The sequence below is a fragment of the Scytonema sp. UIC 10036 genome (assembly GCF_009725235.1).
In genome coordinates this window covers 1-16,565 of record NZ_WJFC01000081.1, presented here as the reverse complement: position 1 = coordinate 16,565, position 16,565 = coordinate 1, and the positions used below count along the sequence as shown (strand labels likewise).

The 16,565-nt window shown below is 40.9% G+C and carries 14 protein-coding genes and 1 pseudogene; 9 read left to right on the top strand and 6 right to left on the bottom strand.

The window, feature by feature from the left end:
* Window positions 1–9: 9 nt before the first annotated feature.
* The gene (gene hisC, locus F7734_RS31235) at window positions 10–1,077 is read left to right on the top strand and encodes a histidinol-phosphate transaminase (RefSeq protein WP_155748447.1); all 1,068 of its coding nucleotides are present in this window, start codon (window positions 10–12) and stop codon (window positions 1,075–1,077) included.
* A gap of 87 nt (window positions 1,078–1,164) precedes the next feature.
* Here hisC and F7734_RS62305 read toward each other — a convergent pair whose 3' ends face one another.
* Window positions 1,165–2,472: a hypothetical protein gene (locus F7734_RS62305; RefSeq protein ID WP_207714256.1), complete on the bottom strand. Its 1,308-nt coding sequence runs from the start codon at window positions 2,470–2,472 to the stop codon at window positions 1,165–1,167.
* A gap of 304 nt (window positions 2,473–2,776) precedes the next feature.
* Here F7734_RS62305 and F7734_RS31225 point away from each other — a divergent pair, with 304 nt between their 5' ends.
* Complete coding sequence (locus F7734_RS31225; protein ID WP_155748446.1) at window positions 2,777–3,121, top strand: helix-turn-helix transcriptional regulator; 345 nt, start codon at window positions 2,777–2,779, stop codon at window positions 3,119–3,121.
* A 99-nt stretch (window positions 3,122–3,220) separates the two neighbouring features.
* On the opposite strand, the gene F7734_RS31220 is transcribed toward F7734_RS31225, so the two are convergent.
* Entirely contained in the window at window positions 3,221–4,210 is a 990-nt protein-coding gene (locus tag F7734_RS31220) for an aspartate carbamoyltransferase catalytic subunit (protein WP_155748471.1), read from the bottom strand.
* Window positions 4,211–4,505: 295 nt separating this feature from the next.
* Here F7734_RS31220 and F7734_RS31215 point away from each other — a divergent pair, with 295 nt between their 5' ends.
* Window positions 4,506–5,441, top strand: coding sequence for a CBS domain-containing protein (locus F7734_RS31215; RefSeq protein WP_155748445.1), 936 nt, complete (start codon window positions 4,506–4,508; stop codon window positions 5,439–5,441).
* Between the two features lie 56 nt (window positions 5,442–5,497).
* Here F7734_RS31215 and F7734_RS31210 read toward each other — a convergent pair whose 3' ends face one another.
* Complete coding sequence (locus F7734_RS31210; RefSeq protein ID WP_166482264.1) at window positions 5,498–5,701, bottom strand: hypothetical protein; 204 nt, start codon at window positions 5,699–5,701, stop codon at window positions 5,498–5,500.
* 338 nt (window positions 5,702–6,039) lie between these two features.
* Between F7734_RS31210 and mnmE the strand changes: the two genes are divergently transcribed.
* The 6 genes from mnmE to F7734_RS31180 all read left to right on the top strand — a co-directional run bounded on the left by mnmE (window position 6,040) and on the right by F7734_RS31180 (window position 13,614).
* Complete coding sequence (gene mnmE, locus F7734_RS31205) at window positions 6,040–7,422, top strand: tRNA uridine-5-carboxymethylaminomethyl(34) synthesis GTPase MnmE (protein WP_155748444.1); 1,383 nt, start codon at window positions 6,040–6,042, stop codon at window positions 7,420–7,422.
* Window positions 7,423–7,623: 201 nt separating this feature from the next.
* On the top strand, window positions 7,624–8,394 hold the full coding sequence (locus F7734_RS31200; RefSeq protein WP_155748443.1) for an SDR family NAD(P)-dependent oxidoreductase: 771 nt from the start codon (window positions 7,624–7,626) through the stop codon (window positions 8,392–8,394).
* Window positions 8,395–9,249: 855 nt separating this feature from the next.
* A complete protein-coding gene (locus F7734_RS31195; RefSeq protein WP_155748442.1) occupies window positions 9,250–10,842 on the top strand; it encodes an alkaline phosphatase D family protein in 1,593 nt (530 codons plus the stop codon).
* A 495-nt stretch (window positions 10,843–11,337) separates the two neighbouring features.
* Window positions 11,338–11,793, top strand: coding sequence for a ribbon-helix-helix protein, CopG family (locus F7734_RS31190; RefSeq protein WP_155748441.1), 456 nt, complete (start codon window positions 11,338–11,340; stop codon window positions 11,791–11,793).
* Window positions 11,744–12,448 (top strand): hypothetical protein, encoded by a 705-nt coding sequence (locus F7734_RS31185; RefSeq protein ID WP_155748440.1) that lies wholly within the window; start codon window positions 11,744–11,746, stop codon window positions 12,446–12,448. The genes F7734_RS31190 and F7734_RS31185 overlap by 50 nt, the downstream gene beginning before the upstream one ends.
* Window positions 12,449–12,936: 488 nt before the next feature.
* The gene (locus F7734_RS31180; protein ID WP_155748439.1) at window positions 12,937–13,614 is read left to right on the top strand and encodes a PAS domain-containing protein; all 678 of its coding nucleotides are present in this window, start codon (window positions 12,937–12,939) and stop codon (window positions 13,612–13,614) included.
* A 332-nt stretch (window positions 13,615–13,946) separates the two neighbouring features.
* On the opposite strand, the pseudogene F7734_RS31175 reads toward F7734_RS31180, so the two are convergent.
* The 3 genes and pseudogenes from F7734_RS31175 to F7734_RS31165 all read right to left on the bottom strand — a co-directional run.
* A pseudogene (locus tag F7734_RS31175) lies at window positions 13,947–14,411 on the bottom strand (glycine betaine ABC transporter substrate-binding protein); the annotation flags it as partial.
* 67 nt (window positions 14,412–14,478) lie between these two features.
* Window positions 14,479–15,228 carry an ATP-binding cassette domain-containing protein gene (locus F7734_RS31170; protein ID WP_155748438.1) on the bottom strand — a complete coding sequence of 250 codons (750 nt, stop codon included), beginning with the start codon at window positions 15,226–15,228 and terminating at the stop codon, window positions 14,479–14,481.
* 47 nt (window positions 15,229–15,275) lie between these two features.
* Complete coding sequence (locus F7734_RS31165; RefSeq protein ID WP_155748437.1) at window positions 15,276–16,448, bottom strand: glycosyltransferase; 1,173 nt, start codon at window positions 16,446–16,448, stop codon at window positions 15,276–15,278.
* Window positions 16,449–16,565: the final 117 nt, after the last annotated feature.

Here is a 16,565-nt window from a genome sequence, read left to right as displayed (position 1 = left end):
TTTGAAACAATGGATTATCTAGTTAACGAACATATTAAGAGTATTGGTCAAAAAGAACCCAGACGGGCTAAAGGGAGTGATGTTATTCGTCTGGATAAAGGTGAGTTACCTTACCCACCCTCACCCCATGTTGTCGAAGCGATTACAGATGCAGTGAAGACAATCAATCGGTATCCAGAGATACTTGGGGGAAAGCTACGAGAAGCATTAGCCAAGTATACGGGTGCAAAGGAACAGCAGATTTTTATCGGTAATGGCTCTGACGATTTGATCGAACTGATTGCTAAAGTCTTTGTCAAGCCGGGAGAAGAAGTCATTATCCCAGTTCCAACCTTTTTTGTGTATTTTCTCAGTACTCAAGTTGTTAACGGAAATCCGATTTTAGTCCATAGAACTGCGGATTTTGGGCTTGATGTTGAGGCAATAGTGCAGAAAGTCACTCCCAAAACGAAGGTTTTGTTTATTGCTAACCCCAACAATCCCACAGCTAACCTGATTCCACGCGAGATTGTCCAGGAAATTCTGGAGCGTGTAGAGTGCGTGGTGGTTGTGGATGAGTGTTACTATGAAATTTGCCAGGAAACTGTAGCAGACCTTGTCGATCGCTATCCGAATCTCATCATTTTACGCAGCTTATCGAAAAGCTTTGGCTTAGCAGGTTTAAGGGTGGGCTACGGAATTGGCAATGAGACTGTGGTGGATTATCTCTACCGCGCAGCCCAAATGTTTGCTGTGAATAAGTTAGCCATAGTAGGTGCGATCGCAGCACTAGAAGACATGGAGTATGTCCATTCTAATATTCAGCAAATTTGCCAAGATAGGGAGTACTTAGCTAGGGAACTTGAAAACCTTGGGTTCTTTGTTTGCCCTTCTGCCACAAACTTTCTTTTAGTTCATACAAAACCACTCAACATTCCCTCAAAAGATTTAGTTCAAGCACTCCAAGCCAGAAATATTTTTGTACAGGATTTTGGTTTAAAACCAGGATTAGATGCTTACTATTTTAGAACATCTGTCGGTAGCCCCATTGAGAATCAGGCATTGCTGACACAGCTAAAGGAAGTCATTAACCTCTAGCGCAGAATATACACCTTGAGTTGTTTTCTAGATTTACTAGGGCTATTTTCAATACCCACCAGTAATAACTCATAAAACTTGCGCGACTCAAATTTTTTCTCCAAGAACTTCTAAAATTTCGCTCACCGACGCTTTTTGTGCCTCTAGCTCCTGAATTTTGCTAAGCAGCCGCTTGGGAATATACTTGCTCTTTTTGGTAATGCGATCGCCCTCAATCCAAACCTCATAGTGATACCAAGGTTGGGGATAATCTTTCCCATTGAGGGTAATGGTTTTCCATTGAAGAGAACCAGTGCCTAAGCCTTTATGTCGCCGCGTTTTACTGGGGCTATTTTTACTGGTGGGTATTGGCTGTTCCTTGACATTACTAGGGCTATTTTTACTGGTGGGTATTGGCTGTTCCTTGACATTACTAGGGCTATTTTTACTGGTGGGTATTGGCTGTTCCTTGATGTTACTAGGGCTGTTTTTACTGGTAAATAAGTAATTTTGTTCTACTTTACTAGGGCTGTTTTCCTTACCCACCAGTAAACTTTCTCCACTCAATATTGCCAGAATTTCTATTACTGGGCGTTTCTGCTCCTCTGCCTGTTGAACCAGTTCTAGCAACTGTTTGGGAATGTACTTGCTTTTTTTTCGACCGTTCTCCTTCCAGTGATAGTAGGCTTGCAGGTAATCTTTTCCATTCTTGGTAAGAGTGCGCCAGTGGATAGTACCGTTGCCTTCGCCACGAGTTCTACGATTTTTACTAGGTCTATCTTTACTGGTGGGTAAGTCATTACTAGGGCTGTTCTTACCAAAGCAGGGATTGGGCTGTTCAAGATTTTTACTAGGGCTATTTACACTACCCCCCAGTAATGGCTGAGAAACACCGCAAGCATTCTCTGAATCTAACTCCTCACTCACACCAGAAGAATCAGTGGAGGCTGGCTCCTGTAACCAATACTGTCCTATTTGGTTATCCTGTACAAAACTTGTATGGCTTTTATATGAGGCTGTTGAGGTAGAGGATTCGATTTGAGGCGTGAGCCTTGAGCTATTCCATCTTGCTTGCTCGTTTTCAGTATTCTCATTTAGATGCTTTGAATGAGATTCATCAGCAAAACTTTCAGCAGCCTGCCAAGTTAAATCTTGTGGAATGTACCTCGTGAGCCTCACTAATAACTCAGGCTCAACGGGAATGGGTATGTTTTTCCCGTCCCACAGAACCAAAACATAGGGCAGGTACAAGGAATTTAAAAACGGCTTCTGTTGCTCAAGACAAACAGTTCCTTCTACAGTGCTGTTCCTCAAACGAACGCGATCGCCCACACACCAGACATCATCGGGATCTGCTGGTTCGTCTCCCCATTCTTCGTTATCTAACTGACTGCGGACTATCAAAACTTTTGTCATTCAACGCACCTCCTCAACGGCGGTACAGTGATACCAGACAAATGAGCAAGCTGCTTTAACTGGGTAATATATTCCTTGTGTTTCGGAATTGTTTTGAGTCATAATAGCAATAGATAAAAACTACAACGTTTCAGCCCCTGTCCCACCAGGCAAGGGCATATTTTTGATTTCCGTGTAACCTACAACTAGGAAATTGCAGTTCAATGGCTGATTTGTTATTGTTAAAATAACAAACAGGTATCTTCTCATTACTAAAATTGCTAATGAGAAAATGGTATAGCAAAAATTGCTATTTAGCAAGAAGATGGATCACCAGCAAATTTTGATAAAGGCGATTAGGGAAAGTGGGTTGACCGCCAGGGAGATTTCTGAGGCGACAGGAGTCAACGAGAGTAGCCTCAGTCGATTTATTAATGGTAAGCAAGACCTAAGAGCTGGCGATTACTTTGCTGTATTAAATTTTCTTCCTGAGGAAGCTAAAAACCCTGCGAAATGTCGTCTTTCGATAGATTCTTCTGTGAGTTTAAAAATGCTCATCATGCAAGCAACAGACACGGAAAAGGCAGAAGTTTTGTTTGCGCTTGGGCATTTGTTTCTGAAAGAGCATAAAAGTACAGAAGCAGTAGACCTACTCCCCGCAGCTTCTTGAAGAAGACAGAGAGCAAAATCATGACAGGCGAGACACCTATCCAACACCACTAACAACTAACTACTAACAACCAACCACTAACAACTAACCACTAACTATCTAACTCTTCCCACTGCCAATTAAGTACAACAAAGCCATACGAATAGCGACACCACTACTGACTTGATTTTGAATAAGACTAAATTTAGGATCGTCCATCACTTCAGAACTAATTTCAACACCACGGTTTACTGGACCGGGATGTAAAATTTTGACTTCTGGTTTGCAAAGTTCCAATCTCGAATGTGTAATACCATACATTTGATGGTACTCTCGCAAGGAGGGCAATAAATGAGCGGTCATCCGTTCTTTTTGCAAGCGCAAAGTCATAACAAAATCCGCATCTTCCAAAGCAGGTTCTAGCTCCCAGTGAAGAAACAATTTACCCGGTTGGTCTTCGCCGTAATCAGCAAATAATTTTGGTAAAAGTGTGGGTGGTCCGGCGAGATGTACCCGAGCACCACTAGCGGTAAAGCTCCAAATGTTTGAGCGGGCAACTCGTGAATGTACAATATCCCCAACAATGGCAACTTTTTTATCCTTTAAAAGTTCGATCTGCGGGGAGTCAGCATCGAGGAGAGTACAAATAGTAAATAAGTCAAGCAGTGCTTGAGAAGGATGTTCGTGTTGACCGTCACCTGCATTCAGAACGTTGACTCGTACTCCCAAACGATCCATTTCAGCTGCGATCGCCTGGGGAACGCCCGCTTCCTTGTGGCGGATCACCATAATATCGGTACCCATTGCTAGATAAGTCTTTGCCGTATCGAGAATAGTTTCTCCTTTGGTCATAGAAGAAGTCGCCGAGGCAAAGTTGAGCGTATCAGCTGACAAACGCTTTGCAGCAAGTTCAAAACTACTGCGAGTCCGAGTCGAGGGTTCAAAAAATAAATTTGCCACCACCTGCCCCTGTAAAGTTGGTACTTTCTTTGTTCGACGAGACAAGACTTCCATGAAACTGGCAGCCGTTTGTAATACAGTGTTATACTCGGCGCTTGTGAAGTCAGAAAGAGAAAGAACGTGATGACGATTCCAAGTGGTACTAGGCATAAATATAAGTAACAAGGATAAAGCATAAAGGATAAAGCATAAAGAATTTATACTTTGTCCTTCATTAATAAGAGATACAAATATCCAAAGATCTCCGTGAAGAACATACTTTCGTGCAAAGTACATTTTGTCAAGTCCAATAAATTTATCCATTTGGGTAAGGCAGAGCAGCCTCTGCCTTCATCCTTCCGCTAAGAAAAGTTACTAATCTAAACAATAAATAAATAAATGAAGAATTCTGTTACGACTTGGTACATTATGAAACAGAGCGCCATGTTCCTTTGTAAAACTAGCCATGCAATTTGATGACCTACAGCTAAGTGAGCCAGAAATAGAAGCAGCAATAGACTATAATCCACTCAAAGTTACAAGTGATACACAACTTATAGATGTTATTGCTTTAATGAACGAAAGGCGGATTCACAGTTGTTCGTTATCTAGTGTCAATTCACACTCAGATGGGTTTCCTATCCATGAGACGGGTTCTAGTTGTGTTTTGGTGGTGCAGGAAAGGGAATTGTTAGGAATCTTTACAGAACGGGATATTGTGCGGCTGACAGCAGCAAGCATACCCTTTGAAAAAGTGACAATCGCTGAAGTCATGACAAAACCAGTGATTACACTCTCTCAAACGACTTTTAAAGATATTTTTGCCCCCCTATTTTTATTTCGGCGCTACCGCATTCGTCATTTACCGATTTTAGGACAGAAGGGAGAACTCATTGGAGTTGTCTCTCATGAAAGTATTCGTAGTATTTTGCGCCCCATCCATCTCCTCAAGCTTATGCGTGTAGGAGATGTTATGACAACCCAAGTCATTCGTGCGCCAGTCACTGCTTCAGTTTTGAGCTTAGCTCAAGTTATGGCAGAGTATAAAATTAGTTGTGTTGTCATTACCGAGCAATATCCAGAATTAGAACTCGGACACTTCATTCATGTTCCTGTAGGAATTGTTACCGAGCGAGATATTGTCCAATTCCAAGCACTGCAAATGAATCTTACAGAAGTTCGGGCGCAGTCTGTTATGAGTACGCCGCTTTTTTTATTAAGCCCTGAAGATTCTCTTTTAACTGCTTTGCGGGAAATGCATCGGCGACATACAAAAAGATTGGTTGTGTCTTGGGATGGAGGTAAAGAACTTGGACTTGTGACTCAAAGCAGCCTGCTACGGGTTCTCGATCCAGTTCAGATGTATGGGGTAATAGCAACTTTACAAAAAACTGTGATTTAAAGGATGAAGTCAATACAAAACTTTTTATCCTTTATCCTTCATCCTTCATACTTTAATTACGTATCTTCAGGAAATACCCATTTAGGGGGTTCCATCAGTTTTTTCATTCTTGCTATTTCAGCTATTTCTATCATTTGGTCTAAGGGAGTATCTTCAATAAACTTTGAAGCAGCTTCTTTGAACTCTGTGTTGGGACACTCATCCCCTAAAACACAGCCATTGACGCAAGCTTCCGCACAGTTGATTTTTGGTTTTTCCACGATTAACTCCTTCGATTTTGGATTTTGGATTTTGGATTTTGGATTTTGGATTTTGGATTGGGAAAGAATTATTGTAGATTATAAAAAACTATAATTCTAAAGGGAAACAAGGATATTCCTCGTTTTTGCTGAAGCCTCCTTTGTTAAACTCAGAAGTTACTTGCGATATCTTATAAATGAGTACTTTTGAACTAGGATAGTACTAATTGGAATCAAGAGGAGACAGATAATTGATTGACATCAAGTCCATACATGACTTTCTCAATCCAAAATCTAAAATCTAAAATCCAAAATGGTATGGGGCTAATTTTTTGCAATTAACTATAAATCGTAACTGAATGTCAGAAAACTTTGCAACCACTGGAACCATTGCCGCGATCGCGACTGCTATTGTCCCCCAACAAGGCAGTGTTGGTATCGTGCGTGTCTCCGGGACGGAAGCAATGCAAATTGCTCAAACTTTGTTTCATGCACCAGGGCGTCAAGCTTGGGAAAGTCACCGTATCCTTTACGGTTATATCCGCCATCCACGGACACGCCAAGTCGTGGATGAGGCTCTTTTGCTAATTATGAAAGCACCTCGTTCCTATACTCGTGACGATGTCGTGGAATTTCACTGTCATGGAGGAATCATGGCAGTACAGCAGGTTTTGCAGCTTTGTTTGGAAAATGGGGCTAGACTGGCTCAGCCAGGAGAGTTTACCCTGCGGGCGTTTTTGAATGGGCGACTGGATTTAACTCAAGCCGAAAGTATTGCCGATTTGGTAGGTGCGCGATCGCCTCAAGCAGCACAAGCGGCATTGGCGGGATTGCAAGGAAAATTAGCGCATCCCATCCGTCAGTTACGGGCTAGCTGTTTGGATATTTTAGCAGAAATCGAAGCCCGAATAGATTTTGAGGAAGACTTACCGCCGTTAGATGAAACTCAAGTCATCTCGGAAATTGAGGGAGTTGCTGTAGAAATAGCCAACATCTTGGCAACTGCTGACAAAGGGGAACTGCTTCGCACGGGGTTAAAAGTGGCAATTGTCGGCCGTCCGAATGTAGGTAAGTCGAGTTTGTTGAATGCTTGGAGTCGAAGCGATCGCGCCATTGTGACTGACTTACCCGGTACAACTCGCGATGTTGTAGAATCACAGTTAGTTGTGGGTGGAATTCCCGTACAAGTCTTAGATACAGCCGGAATTAGGGAAACAGAAGACCAAGTAGAAAAGATTGGGGTGGAACGTTCCCGGCGTGCTGCAACTGAAGCGGATCTAGTGCTGTTAACTCTAGACGCTTCAACAGGTTGGACAGCCGGCGATGGAGAAATCTATGAACAAGTGCAACACCGTCCTGTAATTCTAGTTATCAACAAAATTGACTTAGCGCCACCAGAAGAAGTGCAATATCCCAAGAGTATCAGCCATGTTGTTAAGACAGCCGTTGCTCAAAACCAAGGGCTGGATGCTTTAGAAGCAGCGATTTTGGAAAAAGTCAGAGTCGATAAGGTGCAAGCCTCTGACTTAGATTTAGCGATTAACCAAAGACAAGCAGCCGCACTCGTCAAAGCAAAAACGTCGTTAGAACAAGTACGGGAAACCATCGCTCAACAGCTACCTTTTGATTTTTGGACAATTGACTTGCGAGGCGCAATTCAAGCACTGGGAGAAATTACTGGAGAGGAGGTCACAGAATCAGTATTAGATAAGATTTTCAGTCGATTTTGTATCGGGAAATAGAGGATTAAGGGAGTCGCGTTTAAATAACGTACCAATCATTCGTAGGGGCGCGGCGGCTTTGCGCCCTTACAAATTTGTATTTTATTTCGACGCTAGTTCCTAAGTAAGTTGGTACAAATAATCATTAGATAAGTTATACTGCTTAGACTGAAGTTGTAGTAAGTAATTATAATTATTAGGAAAGCTGCTGAGTTAGACAAAATGTCTTTTCTTCAAGAAATTAAGAACGCTAATGCATTGATTATAGGAGCAAGTCAAGGTATTGGTATTGGTTTTGTAAAAACCCTGCTGAAAAATGAAAAAATTGCCAAAATTTATGCAACCTATCGTCAGCCAGATTCTGCTTCTGAGTTGTTAATTTTAGCAGACAAATATCGCGCTCGCTTAACTTGCTTATCAATGGATATTACTGATGAATCCCAGATTGCTGAAGTTGTCCAAAAGATACGAGGGGAAGTAACACAAATTCATCTAGTCATTAATTGTGTGGGTATCTTGCATGAATCTTCTCTAGAACCAGAAAAAAGTTTAAGACAAATTAATTCTGAAAACTTAATGCGCTACTTCCAAGTTAACAGTATTGGCTCGGTTTTACTCGCCAAACACCTGTTACCCTTGTTGCGTCACAAAGAGCGTAGTGTTTTTGCTTGTATTTCTGCAAAATTAGGCAGTATAAGTGATAACCAACTTGGGGGTTGGTATGGTTATCGAGCCTCGAAAGCGGCTCTTAATATGTTTGTGCGAACAGTGGCTATTGAATATGGAAGAACTAGCCCGAAAACAATAGTTGTCTCCTTGCATCCCGGTACAACTGATACTCGACTTTCCAAACCGTTTCAAGCAAACGTACCACCTGAAAAATTGTTTTCCGTTGAGCGGACAGTCACTCAGTTACTGAGTGTTATTGAGCAACTTCAAGAAAACGATAGCGGAAAGTTTTTTTCCTGGGATGGTAGCCAATTGCCTTGGTAGCAATATCAGTGACCAGTAACCAGTGACCAGTGAATGGTGAGATTACTCACCAAATTCTTGAACTTTGCGTTTTTCTGTTTCTGCCCACACCCAAGTCATAAAAAGTAAAACTAGAAGTGGGCAGAGACTGATTATTGCGATCGTAATTGCTAACAACATTTGTGACAACTATTAGGATAAGAGGTTATCAAAAATAATCAATTGGTTACTTGGTACCAACAATGTGAAGGTTTAATTAGTTTAACTTGCGTTATGCATTAAATGATTATACTAAAGTTAAGATAGCAGAAAAAATAGTTTAATTAAAGTTTTTTTGGTAAAAATACGACAAGAACATAATAACTTTATAAATCTTCATAAAGTTCAGAAGATAGTAAACAATCATACACAGAATTAAGTATTACAAGAATTCTAAATTATGCAGGAAAAATTTTAGGTATTGTAGGGTGGACATTGCCTACCTAATTATGCTTTGGTAGGCTAAAGCCCACCCTACAAGTATTTCACTTTAGTGGGCTTTAGCCCTACCTACAGGTATTTCACAAATCAAATAGGATTGTTATGTGAAAAATCTGTTATGGTTCAAAAATTTCTTCCTAAAAAATAAGTATTATCGATCGCTACTTAAAAAAAGAATTACTGAATTTACATCTATCTTAATTGTTTTTTTAAAAGATAAGTGGGAGTTCTGATTGACAAATAAATACTTCATTAGATAATTTTCAAAGTGTGAAAGAACGCGCTCGCATTCATTTCTAAGTTGATATTTAAGATTGGGGTGCAAAGTGTCTAGAGATTAGTGCATCACTAACCACTAACCACTAACCACTAACCAATATCTACCTTTATATTCTTATGAACTCCAATTCTCCACTAAAGCTCAATCGCCGCCAGTTTTTAATAGCTTCAGCTATGACAACTGGTGGAATCATATCCACGAATCTTTTATCAAAATCGCGAGTTTTTGCTCAAGCACCAGCCATCATCAAAACAGATCGTCCTACCATCCCTTATGGTGTAGCCAGTGGTGATATCAGTGGCAATAAGGCTGTTATCTGGAGTCGTACTGACAAACCAGCAAAGCTGATTGTGGAATACAGTCTAGATGAATCTCTCCGAAATGTACAACGTGTTGTTGGACCCAATGCAATAGATGTCAGCGATTACACGGCACGTGTTTATCTTAAAAACTTACCATCAAATCAAAAGATATACTACCGAGTCATTTTTCAAGATTTGGATGATTCTAGTAAGGAAAGCGAACCTGCGATCGGCTCTTTCCAAACACCCGCTATTTATAGAGGTCAACGAGATATCTTTTTTGCATGGTCGGGGGATACTGCCGGTCAAGGATGGGGTATTAATCCAGACTTCGGTGGTATGAAGATTTACGAAACTATCCGGAAACTCAATCCAGACTTTTTCATCCATTCCGGTGACACTATTTATGCCGATAATCCAATCCAATCAGAAGTGAAATTGGATGATGGAAGCATCTGGAAAAATATTACGACAGAAGCAAAATCAAAAGTTGCAGAAACTCTACAGGAGTTTCGAGGTAACTATATTTACAACTTATTGGATGAGAACGTCCGACGTTTTAACGCTGAGGTTCCTATATTAGCTCAGTGGGATGACCACGAGACAACTAACAATTGGTATCCGGGCGAAATTCTTGATGATAATCGCTACACTGTCAAAGATGTTTCTTTGTTAGCAAGACGAGCAAATCAAGCGTTCTTGGAATATTTCCCCATTGATATCAATGGTAAAGACCCAAGCAGAATTTATCGCTCGTTTAATTATGGTCCTTCATTGGAAATCTTCATGATTGACAAGCGCAGCTACCGAGGACCCAATTCACCAAATCGCCAAACAGAACAAAGTGCGGAAACGGCATTTTTAGGCAACGCCCAGGTGCGCTGGTTGAAAAATCAATTGCGGAAATCGACAGCAACTTGGAAAATTATTGCCAGTGATATGCCCATTGGGTTGGTGGTTCCAGATGGTGCTACAAACTTTGAAAATTTAGCAAACGGAGATGGTCCTGCTTTGGGGCGGGAACTTGAACTTGCGGATATACTGCGCTTTATCCATCGCAGTGATATTAAGAATGTAGTGTGGTTAACAGCTGATGTACATTATGCAGCAGCCCATTACTACGACCCCTCTCAAGCACAGTTTACTGACTTTAAACCTTTCTGGGAGTTTGTTGCGGGTCCTATTAATTCTGGTACTTTTGGACCCAATCGACTGGAAAATACCTTTGGTCCGCAGTTACAATTCCTGAGTATTCCCACAAATTTACAGGCAAATCGACCTCCAAGTGATGGCTTGCAATTCTTTGGAACTGTAAAAATTAACAGCAATACGGAAGTGATGACAGTTGCATTGCTTAACCTAGAGGGCAAAACTCTTTACAGCGTGGATTTGTCGCCGGAAAAGTAAAACGCCCGTTGGGGCGCTTTCGGAAAAAGAAAAAATAATTACCTGAATATTTTGGGGTGGGCAGTAATGCTCGCCCGTTTAACAATTCCCAACACACCTATTGAGTACTCGCGTCTTTTTAACTATCGAATACCCAACTCAGTACTTTTGCCTTATAATAAAAGCCTGAAGACTAAGGCACAATCTCGCAAATTCTGTTAATTCAGTTTTGAGGCTAGCTTCTATCCAGACAAGCTAGCCAATGAGATGCTTTGTCTTTCACTCGAGAACAACTCCTCAGGGGCATCTACTTTTTCTTGTTTTCTCTTTTATTTTCAACAGTAATAACTCATCCCAACTAATACTAGCGTTTGTCATTTTTTTCTGTCAAGAATTCATTCAAAATTGGCGTAAGATAAACAGTGAGTAATTTAAATCCTATTCCTACAATTTGGGTCAAATGCGGGACAATAAAGACAAGCATGATATCAACAGTCTATGGAATGACCAAGAGACATGACTGACAAAAGGCGTTCTGCTGATTACAAACAAGTCAGTGGCTATGTTCTCGTGGAAATAGCGCGGGAATTCAAAAGCATCTGTGCTCGTGAGGGAATTTCCCAAAGCGATGCAATAGAAGAGATGCTTTGTGAGTGGCTGGCTAAAAGAACCGCTTCCAACTTCTCGAAACCCGAACAAACTTACCTCCCAAGAACGATTGGGGAGTTGGTTCGAGTTAATATGACAAAACTAAGGCACCTTGGAATCAAAAACTTACAAGCGCTTGCCAGAGGGGAAGTACTGCCTACACCTGGGGACTTCGCCATTATCACGTCTACCTTGGGCATTCCTGAGCAAGAACGAAAGATAATTTGGCAACAAACTTTTAAGTGCTTACACGATAATTCTGAAGGTGTGATAGATGAGTATGAGCGTTCTGAAAGTCCTCAATCAACCAGGTTGGAACTATAAGCTGTCTTCTGAAGGAGTTTCTATCCTTGCCCCTACAAAGCAAGATGCAACCAGCCTTGCTCAAAACTACGGCGATGTTTTAACTGAAACCGCAGCAAAAATTAAGGGGAAAGTACGAATAGGATGGAAACGGTGCAAGCATCCTATCGAGTTTTACGGTTGGATGGGGTTGCAAAAAATGCCCGCACCTGCTGAGGCTAGCGATAAGCCAGGGGAGGCTTGCGCCAAGGGCGAACGCATTTTCTCTAGAGAAAAAGTTTTTTGCAGCCAGTTGTACTTACCAACAGGGTTGTTGTATCGGATGATTGCAGCATCTGAAAATCACCGTCCGGTCAGTATTGTCAGACAAGATGACAATCAGCAAATCATTATTAACCAAGCTATGTCTAATATGTTACAGTCTTTTCCAAAAATTGCCACTCAAAGGGTCATGACCCGATTTTGGCTACCGGAAGATTTAGCAGAACTGCAACGGCGCTTACGCAATGAGAGCCGATTTATTTGGACTTACTGCGGTGGACTCAACGAACACACTTGGGCAATTCTCACAACTGAGTTTGAGGCTTTTGAAGTAGAGGGAATTTGGTACAGACAGGGAACCTGTTTGACGACTCCTCAACCTGTGCCAATCCCACCAGGGGCTTACTTTCAGTAACCACCTGACCAGTGACCACCTGACCAGTGACCATTGACTAGTGAGCAGTGGCTCTTCGGGTCACTACTCACTGTTAATATCTTTACTTTTGTTTATTTTAAACTTTTGTTATTACTTCTAGAAAAGCGTCGCCGTACACAATTCTTAACAGGAATCCCAGAAATTCTATAAGAAAAAACACATAATTTCCTTACATTCGTTGACTATTATTAAATAATAGATATCATTCAAAACAAAAACGCTTAACAGGGCTGTTAAGCTAGTTTGCCATCAATTCATGGTGCTGTATGTCATACACGCATTGATGGCAGGGTTTTTATATGTCTATCAATAGTTTTTGGTCAGCGTGCGATCGGTAATTTAATGCAAAACCCAAAATCTAAAATCTCAAATCCACAATCTAAAATCCACAATCTAAAATCCAAAATTGCTATGACTTGGCAACTAAATTTTCATAACTTTATATAATAAATCAGAAGGTGTGAGAGATGAGTGCGTGTGTTCTTAGAGTTCTTAATCAAGCAGGGTGGAGCTATAAATTGTCCCACCAAGGGGTTTCTATCCATGCTCCTACAAAACAAGATGCTATCTATCTTGCTCAAAACTATGGAGATGCTTTGTCGGAAACGGCAGCAAAAATTAAGGGGAAAGTAAAAATAGGGTGGAAACGTTGCAAACACCCTATTGAGTTTTTTGGATGGATGGTCGATCAAACACCACCTCCACTAGCTGAGACTGCTGAGACTCTCTTGCCAACAGGTTCAGTTTTTTGCAGTCAGTTGCATTTGCCTATTGAATTGTTGTATCGAATTATTGCAGCAGCTGAAAACGAGCGCCCCGTTAGTATTGTCAGACAAGATAACCACAAGCAAATTATTGTCAATCAAGCCATGTCTAATTTGCTAGAAACTCCACCAGAGATTGCGACTCAAAGGGTGATGACTCGATTTTGGCTACCTCAAGACTTGGCAGAACTAGAGCAACGATTGCGGAACGAAAGTCGATTTACTTGGACTTATTCTGGTGGACTTAATGAACGAACGTGGGCAATCCTTACAACTGAGTTTGAGGCTTTTGAAGTAGAGGGGATTTGGTACAGACAAGGAACCTGCTTGACCACCCCTCAGATTGTACCCATTCCCATCGGCGCTTTTGCTCCAGCTTGAATCATCCGAGCGGTGACCAGTAACCACTAACCACTAACCACTAACCACTAACCACTAACCAGCAATGGGTGACTGGTCATTGTTCAGGATTTTTTAAATGAATTCTTGACATGAAAAAATGACAAGCGCTAAGATAAGCAAGTAGGGCAATTTGCCACACAATAAAAAAACCCCATCTGTAGATGAGGCTAGCTGATATTTGTGCACTACAGGGTATTTTACTGTGATTAAAATACTGGAGTGCGTCTTATTAAAAAAATAAATTTAAAAAAAAGAAATACTGCAATATTTTAATAAAGCAGTGCAAACGCAAGTATGTATGGTGCTTGTCGTTACATTGCTCGCGCAACGGGTGTAGTATGTAACTCTCCCTCAACTAGGTCATTCATCCGTCGCATTTCATCTGCTGAGATTTTGCCAACAAGTTCAGCGATCGCCTTCTTCAGTTCAGGATACTTTTGCAATGTTTCCTTCCTGAATATGGGAGTTGCTTCATAGGGTGGAAAATAACGCTTGTCATCTTTCAGCACCACCAAACTCAAGCGAGCAATTTGTCCATCTGTGGAATTGCCATTTACCATATCCACTTGCTTTTGCACGAGCGATCGATATATCAATCCCAAATCCATGATGCGAGGAGATTTGGCAAAGCGCAAATCATAAGTTTTTGCCAAACCAGGAAAACCATCCTCCCGTTCCATGAACTCATAACTAAAACCCCCACGCCATTGAGGTGTATATCGAGCAGCATCAGACAGAGTTTGAATATTGAAACGTTTGGCATCTTCACCGCGTACAGTCAATGTTCAAAAGTCCGTTCTAGAATTTCTTGAGCATATTTTATGAAGAAGAAGTTACTGAAGTTCATAGAGCCAATTTTAAAGACTGCAAAAATGCCAAAGCTTCAGGATGCTGGGATTGCAAAAATTCTTTTGGTGTACCTAATGCTACCAATTCTCCCCCATACATCAACCCAATTCTAGATGCCAAAACAAATGCTTCATGAATATCGTGAGTTACGAACAAAACAGTCTTACCCAATTCTGTCTGCAAGCGCTTGAATTCTTCTTGCAGTTCTAACCGCGTAATAGGATCTAAAGCCCCAAAAGGTTCATCCATCAACAACATAGGTGGATCTGCTGCCAATGCCCTTGCGACTCCCACTCGCTGCCTTTGCCCTCCTGAAAGTTGGTGTGGAAATCTTTGAGCAAATTTCTCGGGTTCTAAACCAACTAAATGCAGTAATTCATACACTCTTGTTTTTATTTGTTTTGGCTTCCAACCTTCTAAATGAGGAACCAAACCAATATTGCGTTCCACAGTAAAATGGGGAAATAACCCTGTTTCTTGAATAACGTAACCAATTTTTCTTCGTAGTTTTATTTCATTCCATTGAGTTGTAGGAATACCATTAAATAAAACTTCACCTTCTGTTGGTGCCAAAAGGTGATTGATTAATTTTATGATTGTTGTTTTGCCACTCCCACTGCGCCCTAGTAAGAGCAGGGCTTCTCCTTGGTCTATAGTAAAATTGAGGTTTGATACCAAAGGGCGCTTGTTTAGACTGAAGGTTACATTGCGAAATTCAACTGCGGCTTCTGTATCCTGCGGCATTGTCAATAAATTGCAAGCTAGCTTTATGCTATTATACGCACTTATTGTCACTGAGCCAAAAGCAGTCGAGTTTGGTGACAGCTATCCGGTGAAGTCCTAGCTATTTCCGCTAAGTTTTGGAGATGAGCTTTCCGTTTTCCGATCTTTGGAGTGCTATCAAGCCCTAGGGTTGCCAAAATTGCTTCCCAACGGTACACCCAATCATGGGTAAGTAGGGAATTGAAAATATTGTTTTTACGTATTTTGTCTTGATACTCGGGTTGTGTATCTAACTCACCTATTACCCCAGCTATACTAAAGCAATCAAATGGAATCTCAATCACTGGATCTGACCAATCAAAATATTTGTTGAAATCCTTACATTTTGGAGCAACGCCTAACATAATTGTTCCTCCGGCGGCTCCTTCAAAGAAGCGCGGATCTACTTCTTCTTGAGGATTGGTTTTACCAGTTAAATCAAATTTTGCTTTATTGACGATCGTGTATCGGCTTCTCTTAATAAAATTTGTGTAAAGACTCCGGTGATAGCCGTAATCACTCATGTATAAATCTTTGATTGTGTCATAGATATAGAAAAGCTTTTCTCGGTCGGCAAGTTCTAGTAGGGCATTATGGGTGACTTTTGAACGCCGTCCAATATTTAAAACATCAATACAACGGTAAAGGTCTGCTGGATAAGGACAGAATTTTACCGTGTCAACTCCGTAAGGTATGGAATAGCAAGGACGCTGAACGATATCATGGACTCGATCGATACTAGAACTAAAGTTCATAAAAACACAATCAAAGTCTTTGAGAAGTTCTAGCTGGGCTCTCCAACTATCAATATCTTTTGCCCAAAGTTCGTCCAGCCAGCAAACAGCATAGCGGCATTTGTCCCGCCAGCCTTTAAGAGAATTTAAAACCAGAATATCTTGTGGTGATTGGCAGAATATGAAAAATAGTTCGTATTCTTTCTTGACTTCAAATTGATAATTCACTAGAAAGTGGAATAATTTGCCATTTTTGAAAATTTTTGCAGCGCTATTAGCTAAGGCATTTGTGACTTTGAAAAGAGCGGGATTGAAGGTCGGAGAAAATAAATCTACTGTGTCACAACTACAGATAATATCCTCAAATTCGTAACCGGCAGATCGAGAAACATGAAATTTTAGATTCCGCATTGATACCATTAATACACGTGATGCTTCATTAAACGGAAATGCTATACTTTGTGTCATGATGACTTCCTAAAATTTAAGAAACACTGGAATAATTATTGGTAAAATAACTTCTCTTAGAGGATGTTTGAAAAGTTATGATTGATGTATCAAATATTTTTTACCCCACCCTAACCC

Coding starts and splice junctions, on each gene's coding strand:
- F7734_RS31165 (WP_155748437.1), bottom strand. CDS start 16,448: ATGACACAAAGTATAGCATTTCCGTTTAATGAAGCATCACGTGTATTA.
- F7734_RS31180 (WP_155748439.1), top strand. CDS start 12,937: ATGAGTGCGTGTGTTCTTAGAGTTCTTAATCAAGCAGGGTGGAGCTAT.
- F7734_RS31215 (WP_155748445.1), top strand. CDS start 4,506: ATGCAATTTGATGACCTACAGCTAAGTGAGCCAGAAATAGAAGCAGCA.
- F7734_RS31220 (WP_155748471.1), bottom strand. CDS start 4,210: ATGCCTAGTACCACTTGGAATCGTCATCACGTTCTTTCTCTTTCTGAC.
- mnmE (WP_155748444.1), top strand. CDS start 6,040: ATGTCAGAAAACTTTGCAACCACTGGAACCATTGCCGCGATCGCGACT.
- F7734_RS31195 (WP_155748442.1), top strand. CDS start 9,250: ATGAACTCCAATTCTCCACTAAAGCTCAATCGCCGCCAGTTTTTAATA.
- F7734_RS62305 (WP_207714256.1), bottom strand. CDS start 2,472: ATGACAAAAGTTTTGATAGTCCGCAGTCAGTTAGATAACGAAGAATGG.
- F7734_RS31170 (WP_155748438.1), bottom strand. CDS start 15,228: ATGCCGCAGGATACAGAAGCCGCAGTTGAATTTCGCAATGTAACCTTC.
- F7734_RS31225 (WP_155748446.1), top strand. CDS start 2,777: ATGGATCACCAGCAAATTTTGATAAAGGCGATTAGGGAAAGTGGGTTG.
- F7734_RS31185 (WP_155748440.1), top strand. CDS start 11,744: ATGAGTATGAGCGTTCTGAAAGTCCTCAATCAACCAGGTTGGAACTAT.
- hisC (WP_155748447.1), top strand. CDS start 10: ATGGATTATCTAGTTAACGAACATATTAAGAGTATTGGTCAAAAAGAA.
- F7734_RS31190 (WP_155748441.1), top strand. CDS start 11,338: ATGACTGACAAAAGGCGTTCTGCTGATTACAAACAAGTCAGTGGCTAT.
- F7734_RS31200 (WP_155748443.1), top strand. CDS start 7,624: ATGTCTTTTCTTCAAGAAATTAAGAACGCTAATGCATTGATTATAGGA.